This window comes from Marivita sp. (assembly GCF_020055675.1).
Lineage (GTDB): Bacteria > Pseudomonadota > Alphaproteobacteria > Rhodobacterales > Rhodobacteraceae > Marivita.
This window is the reverse complement of record NZ_JAIPUS010000006.1, coordinates 1-16,058: the sequence shown is the minus strand read 5'-3', so window position 1 is coordinate 16,058 and position 16,058 is coordinate 1. Positions and strand designations below refer to the sequence as shown.

Sequence of the window (16,058 nt, the reverse complement as noted above, 5' to 3'; positions counted from 1 at the left end):
GTCAATATGGCCGGACAGGCGCGGGTTGCGGCCATTCTGGGCCCAACCAACACAGGTAAAACCCATTACGCGATCGAACGCATGCTGGGCCAGCGCACCGGCATGATCGGGTTGCCGTTGCGGCTTCTGGCGCGCGAGGTGTATGACAAGATCGTCCTGGCGCGGGGGCCGTCGGTGGTGGCGCTGGTGACTGGGGAGGAACGCATCGTTCCGCCACGGGCGCAATACTGGGTCTGTACCGTCGAGGCGATGCCCGAAGGCATGGGATGTGATTTCGTCGGGATCGACGAGATCCAGCTTTGCGCCGATCCGGAGCGTGGGCATGTCTTTACCGACCGATTGCTGCGAATGCGCGGGCTGCACGAAACCCTGTTCATGGGATCGGACACGATGCGCGGGCCGATTTCGGAACTTGTGGACGGCGTGGAGTTTGTCCGCCGCGAGCGGATGAGCCAGCTCACCTATACCGGGTCGAAAAAGATCAGCCGCTTGCAGCCCCGCACAGCGATCGTCGGGTTCTCGGTCGAAAACGTTTACGCGATTGCCGAATTGCTGCGCCGCCAGAAGGGGGGCGCTGCGGTGGTCATGGGGGCATTGTCGCCACGAACGCGGAATGCGCAGGTCGACCTCTACCAGAATGGCGAGGTGGATTACCTTGTGGCGACCGATGCCATCGGGATGGGTTTGAACCTCGATATCAATCACATCGCGTTTTCATCGCTGACCAAGTTCGATGGCCGGCGGATGCGGCCCCTGATGCCGAACGAATTGGCTCAGATTGCCGGGCGTGCCGGGCGCGGCATGTCGAATGGCACGTTCGGCGTGACGGGCGAGGCGGGGCCACTGTCCGATGACGTGGCCGAGGCGATCACCAACCACCGGTTCACACCGCTGAGAAAGCTCAACTGGCGCAGCGCGGATCTGCGGTTCGGCAGCATCGATGCCCTGATCAATTCGCTCGAGGCCTCTCCGCAGGATGAACGGCTCGTCAAGTCGCGCGAGGCGGATGATTTGCAGGCTCTCAAGGCGCTGAGTGCCGTGGCCGATGTCGAGGCGCGGGCGTCCGATCCCAAATCAGTGCAGCTCTTGTGGGACGTGTGCCGCATTCCGGATTTTCGCGGTATCAGCCACGCGGAACATGCCGGGCTTTTGGAAGTTATCTATGGACACCTTCACCAGCGCGGAGCGATACCGGATGATTTTCTCGGGCGCCAGGTCAACCGGATTGACAGAACAGACGGCGATATTGACACATTGTCGAAACGGTTGGCGTATATTCGCACGTGGACCTATGTCGCGCAGCGCCGGGGGTGGGTGCATGACGAAAGCCATTGGCGTGGACTGACGCGCGCTGTAGAAGACCGATTGTCGGATGCGCTGCACGAGCGCCTGACCCAAAGATTTGTTGACCGGCGCACATCCGTGCTCTTGCGGCGGTTGAAACAGAAGGAGGCCCTTTTGGCCGAAGTGAATGATAAGGGTGAAGTCACCGTCGAAGGCGAATTCGTCGGCAGACTCGAAGGGTTCCGGTTCCGCCAGGACAAGGATGCGACTGGACAGGAAGCCAAGACGCTCAAGACCGCGTCGTTGCAGGCATTGTCGCCACATTTCCATCTTCGGGCGGACCGGTTCTATAACGCGCCGGATACCGAGCTGGATTTCACCGAACAGGGTGGACTGATGTGGGGCGAACAGGCGGTTGGCAAGCTGACCGCCGGGGATGATCCGCTCAAGCCGCGGGTCGTTGCGTTCGTCGACGAAGAGGCTGGGCCGGACGTCGCGCAAAAAGTGGAGCGTCGCCTGCAGCACTTCATCGATCGCAAGATCGCGTCGCTGTACGAGCCGCTGATCAATCTGGACAAGGACGAGACGCTGACGGGCCTGGCGCGCGGCTTTGCCTTCCGAATGGTCGAGGCCCTGGGCATATTGCCCCGCGCCGAGGTGGCCGATGACGTGAAAGCTCTGGATCAAGAGGCGCGCGGCATGCTGCGCAAACACGGAATCCGGTTCGGCCAGTTCACGATCTTCATGCCGCTTCTGCTGAAGCCTGCGCCGACGCGATTGCGGCTGGTGCTGTGGAGCCTGTCAAAAAATCTCGACATTTTCCCCGAAGCGCCGCCGCCGGGGCTTGTCACGGTGCCGAATACACCCGGCACGCCTGCAGAGCATCACACGATCGCGGGCTACCGCGCTGCCGGGGACAGGGCGATCCGCATCGACATGCTTGAACGCCTGGCCGATCTGCTGCGCGCGCAGGACAGCCGCGGCGGGTTCGAAGCCAACCCCGACATGTTGTCGATCACCGGGCTGACGCTGGAGCAATTCGCCGATCTGATGGGCGGTCTGGGCTACAAGGCCGAAAAAGGCGAGCGCGAGAAGGTGCGCGCCGTCGATAGCGTTGTGCCGGAGGCCGACGCCGCGACCGCGCAGGACCAGGATGCCAACATCGATGGGGCTGTCCCGGTCGAGGATACGCCCGTCATGGACGTGACCACGCAAGATGCGGCGGGTGCGGATGCCGCCCCGGCGGACGTGCCCGACGCGGCCGACCTGCCGCAGACGGCCGAGGACATGCCGGACGACAGCGTGGCGCCCGTGGCCGACACACCGCGGGACACGCCCGAAGAGACCCCGGTGCCGAAAAACTCCGAAACCGAGATCGACCCGGGCGCAGCACCCGATGCCGCCTTGGCCGGACCCGAAACGGAAGTCTTTTACACCTTCACATGGCGCGGCAACCGCCCGGATCGCCAACCACGCCGCGATGGTGGCAAGGGTCGCCGCGATGGTGGCAAACCACAGGGCGATCGGCCGCGCGGCAAGGGCAAACCCAAAGGCAAGGGCCAGCCACGGGACACGGGTGGTAAATCCGCCCAGTCGCGCCCGCCCAGGAAAGAAAAGCAGATCGATCCGGACAATCCCTTTGCAGCCGCCCTTATGGGGTTGAAGAACAAGGATTGATTTGACGGAAGCGGTGCAGAAACTCCGGGTCGACAAATGGTTGTGGCACGCGCGTTTTTTCAAGACGCGCAGCCTCGCCGCCAAGGTTGTGTCGTCTGGAAAACTCCGGGTCAACGGACAGCCGGTCGCAAAACCGGCCTATTCGGTGTCGGAGTTGGATGTGCTAACCTTTCCGCAAGCGAAAGAGGTTCGCGTGATCAAGGTGCTGGCGTTGGGAGAGCGACGCGGCCCGGCGGTGGAGGCGCAAATGCTCTACGAGGATTTGCAGCCACCCGAGCCGCGCGCGTCTGCGCCGCATGTGCCGCGGTTCGAAGGCAAGGGTCGCCCGAGCAAGAAAGATCGTCGCGCCATGCAACAAACCCGGTCAGACCTTCTTGAATGATTTTCACCAGTGCCTTAGCTACCCGCTAAAGTGACTGATGGACAACGCCTATGACCTACATTGTCAACGATGCCTGCATTAACTGCAAATACACCGACTGCGTCGAGGTATGTCCCGTGGACTGCTTCTACGAGGGTGAAAACATGCTGGTGATTCACCCCGACGAATGTATCGACTGTGGTGTGTGCGAGCCTGAATGCCCTGCTGACGCGATCCGCCCGGACACGGAGCCGGACATGGACAAATGGGTGGAGTTCAACCGCAAATACTCGGAGATGTGGCCGGTCATCATCACCAAGAAAGACCCGCTGCCCAAGGCCGAAGAACATGATGGCGAGAGCGGCAAGCTCGACAAATACTTCTCGGAAGCGCCGGGCGAGGGCGGGTGATGATTCGGACGCGGCAAGGCGCTTGATGGCGCAAATGCCCGTAATGCGTTGAAACTATACAGACTTATCGGTTCATAGCCCCGGCTACCGCAAGCGCGTTTTTTGTGTTATATTTCTGTTAGAAATCGCACTCATGGGACATGCGCTGCCCTGCGCATGAAAATTAAGCTGAACTAGCTTGCTTTAGTAGACTGGATCGTAACGACCGGAAGCGCAGCCTCCGATCGTTCTTTTTCGTCTGTGTCACTTGAGTGGTTGCCAAGGAAGGTTCTGAATGTCGAAAGCTAAAAAATCCGAATTTCGTCCGAACGAGTATGTTGTCTACCCGGCACATGGCGTTGGCCAGATCGTGTCCATCGAAGATCAAGAGATTGCGGGCATCAAGCTCGAACTCTTCGTGATCTCGTTCGAAAAAGACAAGATGACCCTGCGGGTGCCGGTACACAAAGCCACGGAAATCGGAATGAGGTCGCTGAGTTCACCCGACGTGGTGAGCCAGGCGATGAAGACGCTTAAAGGCAAAGCCAAGGTCAAGAAGGCCATGTGGTCGCGCCGCGCACAGGAATATGAACAAAAAATCAATTCCGGCGATCTGATCGCAATTGCCGAAGTGGTGCGCGACCTGCACCGCGCCGACGATCAGCGCGAGCAGAGCTATTCCGAACGCCAACTTTACGAGGCGGCTCTGGAACGCCTGACCCGAGAGATTGCTGCCACCTCCGGCGGCGATGAGCTGGCCGCGGCCAAGCAGGTGGACGAGGTCCTGACGTCACGGGCACCCGCCGCCGCCTGATCGGGCGACACTCTTTATCTGTTAGCGAAAGCGGTCCCATTCGGGGCCGCTTTTTCATGCGGCGTTGTCATCGTTGTTTTCCAACGAGGCAAGCAATGCGGCTTCCAGTTCTTTCTCGAGTTCGCGGGCGCGGGCGATGTAGCGGTCGTTCTGTGCCGAGGGCAGGTTCGGATCCCACAGGTCGGCCAGCTCCCGCACAGTGTAGCGATCGTGCTTGTAGAACAGCTTTTCCGCTTCCGCCGCTTCGAATTCGGTCAACCCTATATTCTCCAGGACATAGCGCCCCGCGCGCAGGGAGCTGTCGAACAGCTCGCGGACAATGTCGTTGGCGCCGGCCTGGTAAAGCCGATAGGTGTGCGTGCGGTCGCGCGACCGCGCCACGATGTGCAGGTCCGGGCGCAGGCGACGGGCATAGGTGACCAGCTGTTCGGCCGCCACGGGGTCGTCCAGCGCCACCATCAACACACGTGCGCTGTCGATCCCCGCGGCATGCAGCAGATCGGGGCGCAGCGGGTCGCCGAAGAAACCCTCGTAGCCGAAGCGGCGCATCAGCTGGATGGTTTGCAGGTTGTTGTCGATCACGACGGTCGTGTAACCGACAGATTGCACCAGGCGGTTCACGATCTGCCCGAACCGCCCGATCCCGGCGATGATCACGGTGCCCTGCTCATCTATATCGTCATGTTCCGGCAGCTTGGTGGTGTCTTTCATGCGTTTGGACAGGAATTCATACAGCAAGAAGGCCAAGGGCGTTATCAGCATGGACAGCGCCACGATCAGCAGGAGGCGATCCCCCAGATCGGCGGGAAAAATCGCTTGTTGCAGCGAGAACGAGATCAGGACGAAGCCGAATTCCCCGGCCTGGGCCAGACCCAGGGTGAACAGCCATTGGTCCCGCCCGCGCAGCTTGAAGGCGCGCCCGAGCATGTAAAGAATGATACCCTTGAGCAGCATGATCGAGAGCGCCAATGCGAGGATGCTCACCGGTTCGGAAAAGAACAGCTCGAAATCGATGCCGGCCCCGACCGTGATGAAGAACAGGCCCAGCAGCAGCCCCTTGAAGGGTTCGATGTCGGATTCCAGCTCGTGCCGAAATTCGCTGTTGGCCAGAACCACGCCGGCCAGGAACGTGCCAAGCGCCGGAGACAGGCCAACAGCGGTCATGAGAAAGGCGATGCCGATCACGATGAGCAGAGCCAGCGCTGTATACATCTCGCGCAGATGGGCGGCATGGATGAAACGAAAGAGCGGCCGCGCGCCGTAGATGCCGCCGAGGATGATAAGCGCCACGGCACCAAGCGTGACCAGCGTGACACCCCAGCCGGGCAACCCTTCGACCAGGGACATGCCATGTGTCGCGCCGTGATCGCCTTGATCCAGCGGACTGCGCATGATGGAGCCGTTTTCTGTCAGTGTGGGTGCGGCTGGCACCGCCAGGAGCGGCAGGATGACCAGCATCGGGATCACCGCGATGTCCTGTGTCAGCAGCACCGAAAAGGTGGATCGGCCGCCGCTTGTCTGCATCAGCCCTTTTTCGCTAAGCGTTTGCAGCACAATCGCGGTCGACGAGAGTGCAAAGATCATCCCGATGGCAAGCGCGGTTTGCCAGACAAACCCCAAGTAAAGCGCCCCTGTCATGACGGTCAGCATCGTGACAAGGATTTGCAGCCCGCCCATGCCGATCAAGCGGTGGCGCATGTCCCAGAGCGCACGAGGCTCAAGTTCGAGCCCGATGATGAACAACATCATCACCACGCCGAATTCGGCGAAATGTTGCAGATCGGTCGCGTCCGAGATCAGCCCCAGACCGGGGCCGATGGCAACCCCGGCAAGCAGATATCCGAGCACCGACCCGAGGCCGAGGCGCGCGGCAATGGGCACCGCTATCACAGCGGCCAGCAAGAAGACCGACGCGAGAAATAGAAACTCAGCCATACAGAAGATGCCTTTCGAACTGCTCGCACCATGGCGATCTTGGCGCGGAAATGACACCCGGCGGCGATGCGGTTTGCCGCTTTACCTGGCAAAAGCCGTATTGCTGCAAAAGAGGCGTGCAGCCACAGCGGACGCGTTCACCCGTCCGGCATATCCAGAACCACGTTCCGGCCATTCTTGGCGATCCGCAACTGGCTTTCACCAATGGCCGCAACCTGCCCTCCATCGAGCCGGTCTCCAACCTGTACCTTCTGGTAGCGTCCGTTCGACAGTCTCACCAGCGCCCGGCGGCTGGTGGGTTTGCCATAGACCCCGATCAAGTTGATCCGGCGCAGGTTGATGGCGTTCGACACGGTGGCCTGTCGCGACACGTTGGCGGTCGAGGGAACACGCGGCTGGACGCTTCGCGGAGCGACGGCCGCCACCTGGGTGGTCTCTGCCGGGCGTTGCTGTTGCGCCTCGCGTGTCTGCTTCACGATCGCTGAAAAGTTGCGCGGCCTGTTGACCGGCGCCGTCGATTCGGCGACCGCAAATTTTGTCGCGGCAGGCTGCGCTGCTTCCTGCTCGGCCTTGAGCGTCTCGGGTCGCGGTTTCGGGCGCAGCGCCGAAAGTTCCGCCATGGTGCGCCCGGCCAACTGGGCCCGTTCGTTGTTTTCGATCAGACCGTCGGGGCGGGTTTTCGGCCGCGTTTCCTCGAGTGCGGGATCGCGCGCGACGGTCTGTTCATCTTGCTGCGGCTCGGGGTCGGTTGCGGGCGGGGCGGTGCGGTTCGGCGGCACGACAGGCGGCGGGCCTGTAAAAATCCTTATGCCGTCGGGGTTTATCGCACCTTCGGGTGTCGCGACCACGAGTCCACGCTCATCCAGCGTGAAATCCGTGCCGGGTGCCGCCGGATTGGGCTGCGACAGGTAAGTCCGGTCGTTGCGCAGCGCCTGCGCCTTGGGCAAAGCCACCGCATCGAATTGCTGAACGGACCCGTCGATGGACGCGATGTAAAGATCATCGAGCGTCGTTTGCCGGGGCGTGTCTGGGGGCTGCGGGGACCTTTGCCAGATGCCTGTCGCTGCATAGCGCGCCTCGGCCTCCTCCGCCGTCAGCGCCGGGGGCGGCGGCAAGAGATTGGACAGCCCGTCATCCGGCGGCGCGAGGCCTTTGCCGGTGTCCAGCGCGGCCAGTTCGGTTGGGTCATCGTCATCCGCAGGTGCAGTGACAGAGCCATCAAGCGGTTCGAGCTGGACATCGGGCATGCGTGCAATGGAAGGCGCGTCGGAATCGCGGTCCAGAAAACGGGAAATGCCCTCGTCCAGAAACACGCTGGCCCACGCGGCGACAGCCAGCAGAAACACAAGCAGCGCGCTGGTCAGGATGAGGCCAAGGAACCGCGGTTTGCCGCCGATCTCGGGCTCGGTCCGGGCGCCAAAGATTGTCATCCGTTGGCGTTCGCTGGCGATCGGGGTCTCCGGTTCCTCGGTTTCGGGGGGATGTTGGGCGCGCATCGCGGCGATCCTGGCAACGGCGGCCCGCGCCGGTTCCGGGTCGTGCCTGCGTGGCGGCGGCGCATCCTTGTCCGCCGTGTCTTGGGTGGCGGCGACCGTGGCGTCGGGGGCGGTGGGATCCGCCGTTGCGGGAGCTGGCTTGCGACGGCTGAAAAAGCCGAAGCCCTTGCGTTCGGTCCCGGTGCCTGCGGTGTCTTCAACCTGAAGGGCAGGCGTGGTGACATCGGTGTCGCCTGTCGATTTATGCGCACCGCCAAGTTTGAACCGTGGTTCAGAGGGGACTTCGGTGCCAGCTGAAACACCGGCAACCGGCGGGGCTGTTGGCGTTTCGGATGTGTCGGTGGCATCCCGCGAGGCGCGGATCGATGCGAAGGAGGGCGGATTGGGCGCTTGCGGTGGCTCCATTCGAAGAGATGGAGTCGGGGCGGGGCTGTCCCCGGGCTCTGCTTCGTCAGGATCATCCGTATCGGCGGCGCTTTGGGGGCCGGATGCAGCCACGAGGTCTGGCACATCCGAACCGGGCGGTGGTGTTTCCACGGCCCCCGGGTTCGCTGCGGAGCTGTCTTCGGTCGGGGCTTCAGGAGTGGCGCGCCCGACGTCCAACGCTTCTGTTGTCGCGGTGTCTTCTTCGCTGGACAGTTCTTTCGCGGCGTCGGCGGGCAGGACCAGGACAGCGTTGGTGTCGCGGTCCGGCGCGGGGCCGGCCCAGGTTGCCGCTGCGCCAAAGAACACGTCTCCGCTGAACTGCCCTTCGGGCGCAATCGCACCGAACGCGACCGGGTCGAAATGGTGGCTCTTTGCAAAGGCCTCGGCCTCGTCCAGCGTCTCGTTGGCGACGGCGGCGACATAGACCCAGCCATCGACGATCGACCAGTCGAATCGCAGGTCGTCGACCGCATAAGGCGTGGTTCCGTCCAGCGCTGCGCGGATGTCGGTCTGCAAATCCGCATCCGTTTGCGCCATGTGGGGCAGCGACAGATACTTGATCTGTTCACTTGGGATGATCAGCTTGACCTGTCCGCCTTTTGCCGAGACCGCGTCAGCCTCGGCGCGCAGTTCTGCGAGGGCTCCGCGCAGATCGTCCGTGTCCAGGGCGACATCGCCCAGCGTCACCCAGCCGCCGGGAACGCGTCGCAAAAGAGAGATACCATCGAAAGAGAGAGTCAGGGCAAATTCTGGCGTCATGTTGAGAGTTTAACAGTCCTGCACGAGGGATGGGAGTCTCGATGATGGGTCTTCGGGCATCCGAGGCGATCTTTCGCGCGGTACGTTTCCACGCTTGCAAAAAGGAGAGACTGTCGCGATTGTCCTGATCAAAGTTTGCAGGTGCACAAGAGGTCGAAATGTCGAAATTTTCTACGGTTCTTGGCGCAATTGTCCTGTCTCTTGGTCTGGCCCCGGCCTTTGCCGACACTTCTGGACGGATCACGGTCACGGGCGATGGCAGCGTGTCGGCCGCTCCGGACATGGCGATCATAACGATGGGCGCGGCTGCCGACGCGGAGAGCGCGAAAATCGCAATGGACGAGACATCCGCGATCACGTCCGCGATTCTGGAACGGCTGACCGAGGCCGGAATCGCCTCCAGGGATATCCAGACGTCCGACCTGTCGCTCATCCCGATGTGGTCGAACCAGTCCTCCACCGACGGGCGACGTCGCATCGAAGGCTACCGCGCATCGAACCGTGTCACCGCAAATATACGCGACCTCGACGTTCTTGGCCCGGTTCTGGACGCTGTCTTGACCGAAGGTGCGACCAATCTGGGCGGGTTGCAGTTCACCATCTCCGATCCGGAGCCGTTGATGAACGACGCGCGACGCAAGGCGGTCGAGGACGCCCGGGCGCGCGCCGATTTGTTTGCCGAGGCGTCGGGCGTAACCTTGGGCCGGCTTTTGAGCCTGAGTGAGACCGCAAGCCGCGCGCCACGTCCCGAGACATTGCGGATGGCCCGCGCCGCTGATGCGGGCGTGCCCGTGGCCGAAGGTGAGACCGAAATCAGTGCCGGTGTGACACTGGTCTATGCGATCGCCGAGGATTGAATGACCCCGGGGGCCAGACCCTAGGCGCGGCCCGAACCGGCGGTTATGGTCCCCTCAAGAATGAACCTTTCATCAAGGGACAGCTATGGCACGCCGCACGGCCCAACCTAAAAATGTGAACGTTCTGATTGTTGGCCAGATGGGGCGGCTCGCGTACGAGGCGCTGCTTTTCACGCTGTCGATGAAACAGAGCACGCAGGACTCGCGATTCTCGCTCCACGTCGCCGAGCCGCAGCCAGGCCCGCTGTGGCAAACGGATCCGACGATCCGCCCAGAGCCGCTGCGCGACAAGATTACCGAAAATGGCGGCACGATCCTGCCGTTCGAGACCAGGCATTTCGGCAGCGCCTATCCCTATGGCAACAAGATCGAGGCGCTTTTTGCCTTGCCCAAGGGCGAGCCGTTCATCTTCTTCGACACGGACACCCTGATCACTGGAGAGTTGGGCGAGGTGCCGTTCGATTTCGACAGGCCGGGCGCGTCGCTGCGCGTTGAAGGCACCTGGCCGCAGCTTGAACTTTATGGCCCCGGCTATACCGAGATCTGGAAATCGCTGTACGACCGCTACGGTCTGGAATTCGAAAGCTCCCTGGACCTGAGCCAGCCAGATGAATACTGGCGCCGCTATCTTTATTTCAACGCGGGGTATTTCTTTTACAAATGCCCGCATGTTTTCGGTCAGACTTTCCTGGACATGGCGCTGGATATTCAGGCCAATCCACCTGACCCGTTGATCTGCCAGCCGTTGAAGCCATGGCTGGACCAGATCGCGCTACCCTTGGTGATTCACAAGCTGGGCGGAGGGCGTGACGCGTTGCCCGCCGGGTATCTGGATGGAAAGACCAGTGCGCATTACCGGAATATTCCGCTTCTGTATGCGCGTGAACGGGACGAGGTTGTTGCCTTGCTTGAGGCAATCGCCGCTCCCAATAAAATCAAGCGCCTTCTCAAGGAATACGAGCCGTTCAAGCGCATGATCTTCCAGAGCCGGGGTCAAAAGGTCCGCGACTTGTTCGATCGCAACCATCTGCCAAGCCGCGAACAGCCAATCCGCCAGCGGATCAAGAAAAACGGGTTCTGGATGGTATAACGCCTGAACAATTCTTCGTTGAACCACTGGCATCGAGGCGACCACTCAGTTTACTTCCCCGGTCCTTCGGCTAACGTCCGGAATGGTACGCTGCCGCTGACGTCGTTTGTTGTCACCGGATAGACCAACCCTGTTTTTGGACCTTCGACATGGCCTTTCTGACTGCTGACATCTTCGACCCGACGGGAGACCCGGTTATTGATGTCATGACGGGCGGTTTCGTCTGGGACCTGTCCGACAGCCGCACGATCAGCTGGGCGGTGGCCGACGGGTTGTATGGGGATGTCTGGACGGATCGTCCGGCCGCGGTTCAAATTTTTTCAGAAGCGCTTGCGTCATTCGAGCCGTTCATTGACGTGGATTTCGACGATCGGGGCGATTTCGCCAGCCCGATCGATGCGGGCGAGGCCGGGGCTGACATTGTCTACACGCTTGACAATACCGAAGCGAGTGACGGCTCTCTGGCTTATGCCTATTACCCGGGTCCCGGCGTGTTCTACGATTTTGAACAATACGGGACAGAGGGCGGGGATATCTTCATGAATTTCGCGGCCCGGCAGAACATCATGTCCAGTTTTGCACCGGGATCGGACGGCTTCATGACGGTGATCCACGAGCTGGGCCATGCGCTCGGGCTCAAGCATCCGTTCGAAGCCACGCTCGGCCGCCCGGTGATATCCGACTTGGATCAGACATTGGTGCGGGATGTCGACTGGTTCTCGATCATGTCCTATGACGACCAATACGCCGACGAATTGGAGCGCTGGGACCCCGCGACACCGATGGTTCTGGATGTGTTGGCATTGCAATACCTCTACGGGCCCGACACCACCACGAATGCCGGCGACACGACCTTCGATCTTGTCAGCCGGGATTATTATTACACACTCTGGGATGCCGACGGGCAGGACCGCGTGGATGTCTCTGGCCAATCCGAGGGCTGGATCATCGCGCTGCCCTTCGTGCAACTCAGCGACCTGGTCGAGACACGCAGCGGCTTCGCGCTGCCCGGCGCGCAATTCGACGCGGAACTTGTCGCATCAGCACCCACCGAAATGGTCTGGCTCATGGGGGACATGGAGCATGCGACAGGGTCGGCCCATGCCGATATCCTGGTTGGCAACGCCCTGAACAACAGGCTTCTTGGAGGGGACGGTGACGATGAACTTGAAGGAAACGCCGGTGACGACCATTTGGATGGCGGGGCAGGTGAAGACCTCGCCCGATACTTCGGGGACCGGTCCTCCTTTACCGTGACAATCGCGCCGGACACCATCACCGTAGAAGACCGCCGTACTGACGGGACGGGCACCGACAGCTTGTCGCGGATCGAGACTGTGGCGTTCTATACCGAACAGAGCAGTGAACAGCTTGACCTGGAAACCTACGCTGGGCCGGCCAGCCTGTCCGCGCCCGAACTGGAAAGCTTTGTCGAGCTTTACATCGCGTATTTCAACCGCGCCCCGGACGCGCTGGGGTTGAATTTCTGGGCCACCGCCTTTGCCAATGGTCTGTCACGACAGCAGATCGCGGCGGATTTCCTCGACCAGGATGAAACTCTCGCCCTATATTCCGACGTTCAGACTGACGCTGATCTTGTCACGCGGGTCTATGACAACGTGCTGGGCCGCGCGCCGGATCGGGACGGGTTCGATTTCTGGATCGACGCGCTCGGATCCGACGAGGTGGGCCGCGACAGCTTCATCCTCTCCGTGCTCGACGGGGCCAGGGCGGCGCCGGCACAGGACGCTTCACAGGCCTTCGTGGATCAGCAAACCTCCGACCGCGCATATCTCGAGACCAAAACCGACCTCGGCGCGCTCTACGCAGTCCATAACGGCTTGTCGGATGTTGATGCGGCAACCGACACGCTTGCGCTGTTCGACGGAACCGAAGAAAGCGTCGCCGACGCGGTCACAGCCATCACCCGATCCCATACCGACGCGCTGGACCCGGACAACGGGGCGTTCCTGATGCCGGTGGTGGGCGTTCTGGACATTCCCTTCGCCGGCTGAGAGTGCCCCCGATCGCAGCCCGGCGCGACGTCGATTTTCGTGCGGTAATTGATTTTCACGTGGACCAGCAGAGCCTCGACACCGGAGACTTCCGTCCAGCTCTGCGCAAAAACCGGGTGTTTCAATAAATGGCGGAGAGACAGGGACTCTCGGAGAGAATAAAGATCATATAAAAAACAATTACTTATTTGGTTTTTAGGTTCTTGAGTAGGTTCCAATTTAGGTTCCATTTTGCGGGTTGCTGCCGATCTTCTTACGCTGATACCGTCAACGCATGACACAGCTTGGCAGCATCTCAGGAAACCACTTGTCAATCACCTGCAAGGTCTGTGGCTACAACACTCTCCTAGCCGTCAATCCCCTGTTAGACCGTCTTGGGTGGGAAGCCCGCCTGCAGGACGTGGTGCCAAACCTTCGCTGTAGTAGCTGCAAGGCTAAAGCGCAGGTAGAGTTCCAGATTGTCTACGTTGGCAGTTCAGGAGATGCCCTGCTTGGGGCTAAGGCGACCAAAGACCCTAAGTCAGATGGGAGAATTGAATGATGAAGGGAATGAGGCTGGCGGTTGCTCTTGCTTGCTTTGCGCCCCCAACATTGGCGGGCGTAATGGACTGTAAACTTGAACCAACAAAAGAAATACTTTCACCAAGTCTTTCGGTTTATTTCCACGACGGGATTATTCACTCAGCAACATTAGAATTCACTACAGATTATGGAGATACCCTGCCTTACTTGTTCGGGTGTGAAGCTAATTGCATCATGGATATGGCAGGAGACGACTTCAGATACATACTTGGCGTGGAGCCTGAGTTGCGAAACCCCAAGCACGTGTCATTGGTCACGGAGTCCAAAAGCGACGACTTCAGAAACATCGACACATTGGAAGTGAAGGATTGCCGCGACCGTCCCTGAATTTAGAACTCTAGTCTGTAATTTTTCTTTTGGATTCTGAGGTGGAAACCGGGCGGATGAAGTCCCCAGCGTGATACGATGGAGAGGCTCCAAGTTTTCTCGGGGCCTCTTCCAATTGGATTAGCGTTAGCCCAGTTTCTGCATCACACGGGACACTGTGACGGCCTGCCATTGACCTCGACCGGATGGGGTGGGGATACCGTCTGCATTCAACGCACGGGCCATTGCAGCCAGTGAGAGTGTGCCTTCTGGGTTGATGCGGTCGAAGACGAACTTCAGGTTCTGTGCCTTCTGTGTGGCCTTCTCAGAGCGTGCCTGACGGGCCTTAGCTACATCCTCAGCAGTACCAGTGCGACCGATGAACTTGGTCTTATCTTCCTTGTCGTATGCACCCAGCACCTGACCACGGGCCGTAGCAGCAGCCAGAGCATCCTTGGTGCGCTTCGAGATAGCCAGACGTTCCTGTTCAGCAACCAGTGCCAGTATGCCAACAGTGAGTTCATTGGCTTGGGGGTTGTCTGCTGCAATGAACGGCACACCAGACTTTTGAAGGCCCAGCAGGAAGTAAGCATCGCGGGCCAATCTATCCGTCTTCGCCACAACCAAGGTTGCATTGTAGGCTTTGCACAGGTTGATGGCCTCAGCCAGCTTGGGGCGCTTGTTGTTCTTGCCGCTCTCGACCTCGACCACCTCACAGACCAGCTCCCAGTCGCCACCGTTCAGATAATCAGCAACAGCTTTGCGTTGGGCTTCGAGACCCAGACCGGACTGGCCTTGCTTATCGGTGGATACACGAAGGTATGAAATGAAGCGACCTTGGGCCATTGGACTGTTCCTTTACGTTCTTTCATATGTTCGTATCAAACAATGTAATGATTCGGCAAGGCGTAACTGCAAACGAATCCCAAGGTTAAGCTCTACTGGTGAGTGGTGTTGTTCAGGTGCTTTTCCGAGAGACCTTGCAAGGTTTACAAATCCAGCACCCCCAAGCAGACTGGCACTGTTAAAAAAGTGAGGTTGACGATGATTAGATCAACAAGTCTCGCAGTCCTGTTTGCAATAAGTGCCAGCGTTGCCACTAGCGAAACAGTAACAGACTCTGAAACTTTTGAGGATCGAAGCGGGTATCCTTGCTTTGTGCAGTTGAACACGGATGCAGACAAGAAAATTACGTTGCAGCTTTCTGACTACAAGGACGTTTGGTCCCTTCACTTCCTTATTTCTGACCGCGCGAATATCTATCGCAAGTTTTTTGACAAGAGGGGGTTGCGTGATGAAGCTGCATTCACGGGTGCATTCGGCGAGGTCCGCATAGGCAAGAGAACTATTGATTTCAATGACATATCGTTTCTTGAGGTTCAGCGTCAGAACGTAAACGAGAAAACCTTTGGGATTTTCAGTATTGAAGAACAGCACAATGTGGCCCGCGCATTGGGGGCCATGGCAGATGACGAAGTTGAGATACAGGAGTTGATATCCTTGGATGGTACCGCTGAGGCCCTAAAAGAATTTCGCTCTTGTTCATACGCTGCGATGGGACTGCGAGAGGGCCAAAGGGTAGAAACAGACTTCAGGGCGGAGTACCGTATGATCTTCGAGGGGGCGTTTGAAAACTGGGTGGCCAGCATGGCTCGGGCGGAGCACTGCCTTGCAGGCAGGTTTGACGATGATGCCGTTGCAAAGGTAGTCGCTGCGGCTGGGAGCGCCTTTTATCCCGGAGCTTTAAAGTTCCGCAAGCGCAACGAATACAGGGATGACCTTGAGGGACGGTTACCCATCGCAAAGCTTTCAGGCATGGCGAATGCAAAAACGGAAGGATGCTTTATGGCGAGCATGTTAGCGGATGCTGCGCGGATACCAGTCGATAGGGCTATTGAAGAGGCAGCCAAATTAGACTGAACTTCAGTCACCTCAATACCTAGGGTCTGGACTCATTGAGTTTCACAGCCAGTAGATGACAAGTGCAGCCAGCGCGATGGCCGACAGGAAGACCTTTGGGCATCTGTCGTATCGGGTTGCCACACGCCGCCAGTCTTTCAGCCTGCC

12 protein-coding genes and 1 pseudogene are annotated in these 16,058 nt (G+C 59.7%); 9 read left to right on the top strand and 4 right to left on the bottom strand.

Annotation, left to right across the window (positions count from 1 at the left end; genetic code table 11):
* The first annotated feature begins 6 nt into the window (after positions 1–6).
* From LCF59_RS05985 to LCF59_RS05970, 4 genes are all read left to right on the top strand, one after another.
* Positions 7–2,961, top strand: a complete 2,955-nt coding sequence (locus LCF59_RS05985) for a helicase-related protein (protein ID WP_292286538.1) — start codon at positions 7–9, stop codon at positions 2,959–2,961.
* Between the two features lies 1 nt (position 2,962).
* Entirely contained in the window at positions 2,963–3,343 is a 381-nt protein-coding gene (locus LCF59_RS05980) for an RNA-binding S4 domain-containing protein (RefSeq protein WP_292286537.1), read from the top strand.
* 50 nt (positions 3,344–3,393) lie between these two features.
* On the top strand, positions 3,394–3,732 hold the full coding sequence (gene fdxA, locus LCF59_RS05975; RefSeq protein WP_292286536.1) for a ferredoxin FdxA: 339 nt from the start codon (positions 3,394–3,396) through the stop codon (positions 3,730–3,732).
* Positions 3,733–4,006: 274 nt separating this feature from the next.
* Positions 4,007–4,525: a CarD family transcriptional regulator gene (locus LCF59_RS05970; protein WP_292286535.1), complete on the top strand. Its 519-nt coding sequence runs from the start codon at positions 4,007–4,009 to the stop codon at positions 4,523–4,525.
* A 54-nt stretch (positions 4,526–4,579) separates the two neighbouring features.
* Here LCF59_RS05970 and LCF59_RS05965 read toward each other — a convergent pair whose 3' ends face one another.
* Both LCF59_RS05965 and LCF59_RS05960 read right to left on the bottom strand, forming a co-directional pair.
* Positions 4,580–6,460: a monovalent cation:proton antiporter-2 (CPA2) family protein gene (locus LCF59_RS05965; RefSeq protein ID WP_292286534.1), complete on the bottom strand. Its 1,881-nt coding sequence runs from the start codon at positions 6,458–6,460 to the stop codon at positions 4,580–4,582.
* 137 nt (positions 6,461–6,597) lie between these two features.
* Entirely contained in the window at positions 6,598–9,141 is a 2,544-nt protein-coding gene (locus tag LCF59_RS05960; RefSeq protein WP_292286533.1) for a hypothetical protein, read from the bottom strand.
* A gap of 158 nt (positions 9,142–9,299) precedes the next feature.
* Here LCF59_RS05960 and LCF59_RS05955 point away from each other — a divergent pair, with 158 nt between their 5' ends.
* From LCF59_RS05955 to LCF59_RS05940, 4 genes are all read left to right on the top strand, one after another.
* The gene (locus LCF59_RS05955; RefSeq protein ID WP_292286532.1) at positions 9,300–9,998 is read left to right on the top strand and encodes an SIMPL domain-containing protein; all 699 of its coding nucleotides are present in this window, start codon (positions 9,300–9,302) and stop codon (positions 9,996–9,998) included.
* Between the two features lie 85 nt (positions 9,999–10,083).
* Positions 10,084–11,088 carry a hypothetical protein gene (locus tag LCF59_RS05950; RefSeq protein ID WP_292286531.1) on the top strand — a complete coding sequence of 335 codons (1,005 nt, stop codon included), beginning with the start codon at positions 10,084–10,086 and terminating at the stop codon, positions 11,086–11,088.
* Positions 11,089–11,237: 149 nt separating this feature from the next.
* On the top strand, positions 11,238–13,103 hold the full coding sequence (locus tag LCF59_RS05945) for a DUF4214 domain-containing protein (RefSeq protein ID WP_292286530.1): 1,866 nt from the start codon (positions 11,238–11,240) through the stop codon (positions 13,101–13,103).
* A gap of 537 nt (positions 13,104–13,640) precedes the next feature.
* Positions 13,641–14,012 carry a hypothetical protein gene (locus tag LCF59_RS05940; protein ID WP_292286529.1) on the top strand — a complete coding sequence of 124 codons (372 nt, stop codon included), beginning with the start codon at positions 13,641–13,643 and terminating at the stop codon, positions 14,010–14,012.
* A 126-nt stretch (positions 14,013–14,138) separates the two neighbouring features.
* On the opposite strand, the gene LCF59_RS05935 is transcribed toward LCF59_RS05940, so the two are convergent.
* On the bottom strand, positions 14,139–14,837 hold the full coding sequence (locus LCF59_RS05935; RefSeq protein WP_292286528.1) for a recombinase family protein: 699 nt from the start codon (positions 14,835–14,837) through the stop codon (positions 14,139–14,141).
* Between the two features lie 198 nt (positions 14,838–15,035).
* Here LCF59_RS05935 and LCF59_RS05930 point away from each other — a divergent pair, with 198 nt between their 5' ends.
* The gene (locus LCF59_RS05930) at positions 15,036–15,911 is read left to right on the top strand and encodes a hypothetical protein (protein ID WP_292286527.1); all 876 of its coding nucleotides are present in this window, start codon (positions 15,036–15,038) and stop codon (positions 15,909–15,911) included.
* A gap of 42 nt (positions 15,912–15,953) precedes the next feature.
* Here LCF59_RS05930 and LCF59_RS05925 read toward each other — a convergent pair.
* Positions 15,954–16,058, bottom strand: a pseudogene (locus LCF59_RS05925) (IS5/IS1182 family transposase); the annotation flags it as partial.

Coding starts and splice junctions, on each gene's coding strand:
- LCF59_RS05935 (WP_292286528.1), bottom strand. CDS start 14,837: ATGGCCCAAGGTCGCTTCATTTCATACCTTCGTGTATCCACCGATAAG.
- LCF59_RS05965 (WP_292286534.1), bottom strand. CDS start 6,460: ATGGCTGAGTTTCTATTTCTCGCGTCGGTCTTCTTGCTGGCCGCTGTG.
- LCF59_RS05955 (WP_292286532.1), top strand. CDS start 9,300: ATGTCGAAATTTTCTACGGTTCTTGGCGCAATTGTCCTGTCTCTTGGT.
- LCF59_RS05970 (WP_292286535.1), top strand. CDS start 4,007: ATGTCGAAAGCTAAAAAATCCGAATTTCGTCCGAACGAGTATGTTGTC.
- LCF59_RS05945 (WP_292286530.1), top strand. CDS start 11,238: ATGGCCTTTCTGACTGCTGACATCTTCGACCCGACGGGAGACCCGGTT.
- LCF59_RS05940 (WP_292286529.1), top strand. CDS start 13,641: ATGATGAAGGGAATGAGGCTGGCGGTTGCTCTTGCTTGCTTTGCGCCC.
- LCF59_RS05985 (WP_292286538.1), top strand. CDS start 7: ATGGCCGGACAGGCGCGGGTTGCGGCCATTCTGGGCCCAACCAACACA.
- LCF59_RS05960 (WP_292286533.1), bottom strand. CDS start 9,141: ATGACGCCAGAATTTGCCCTGACTCTCTCTTTCGATGGTATCTCTCTT.
- LCF59_RS05950 (WP_292286531.1), top strand. CDS start 10,084: ATGGCACGCCGCACGGCCCAACCTAAAAATGTGAACGTTCTGATTGTT.
- LCF59_RS05930 (WP_292286527.1), top strand. CDS start 15,036: ATGATTAGATCAACAAGTCTCGCAGTCCTGTTTGCAATAAGTGCCAGC.
- fdxA (WP_292286536.1), top strand. CDS start 3,394: ATGACCTACATTGTCAACGATGCCTGCATTAACTGCAAATACACCGAC.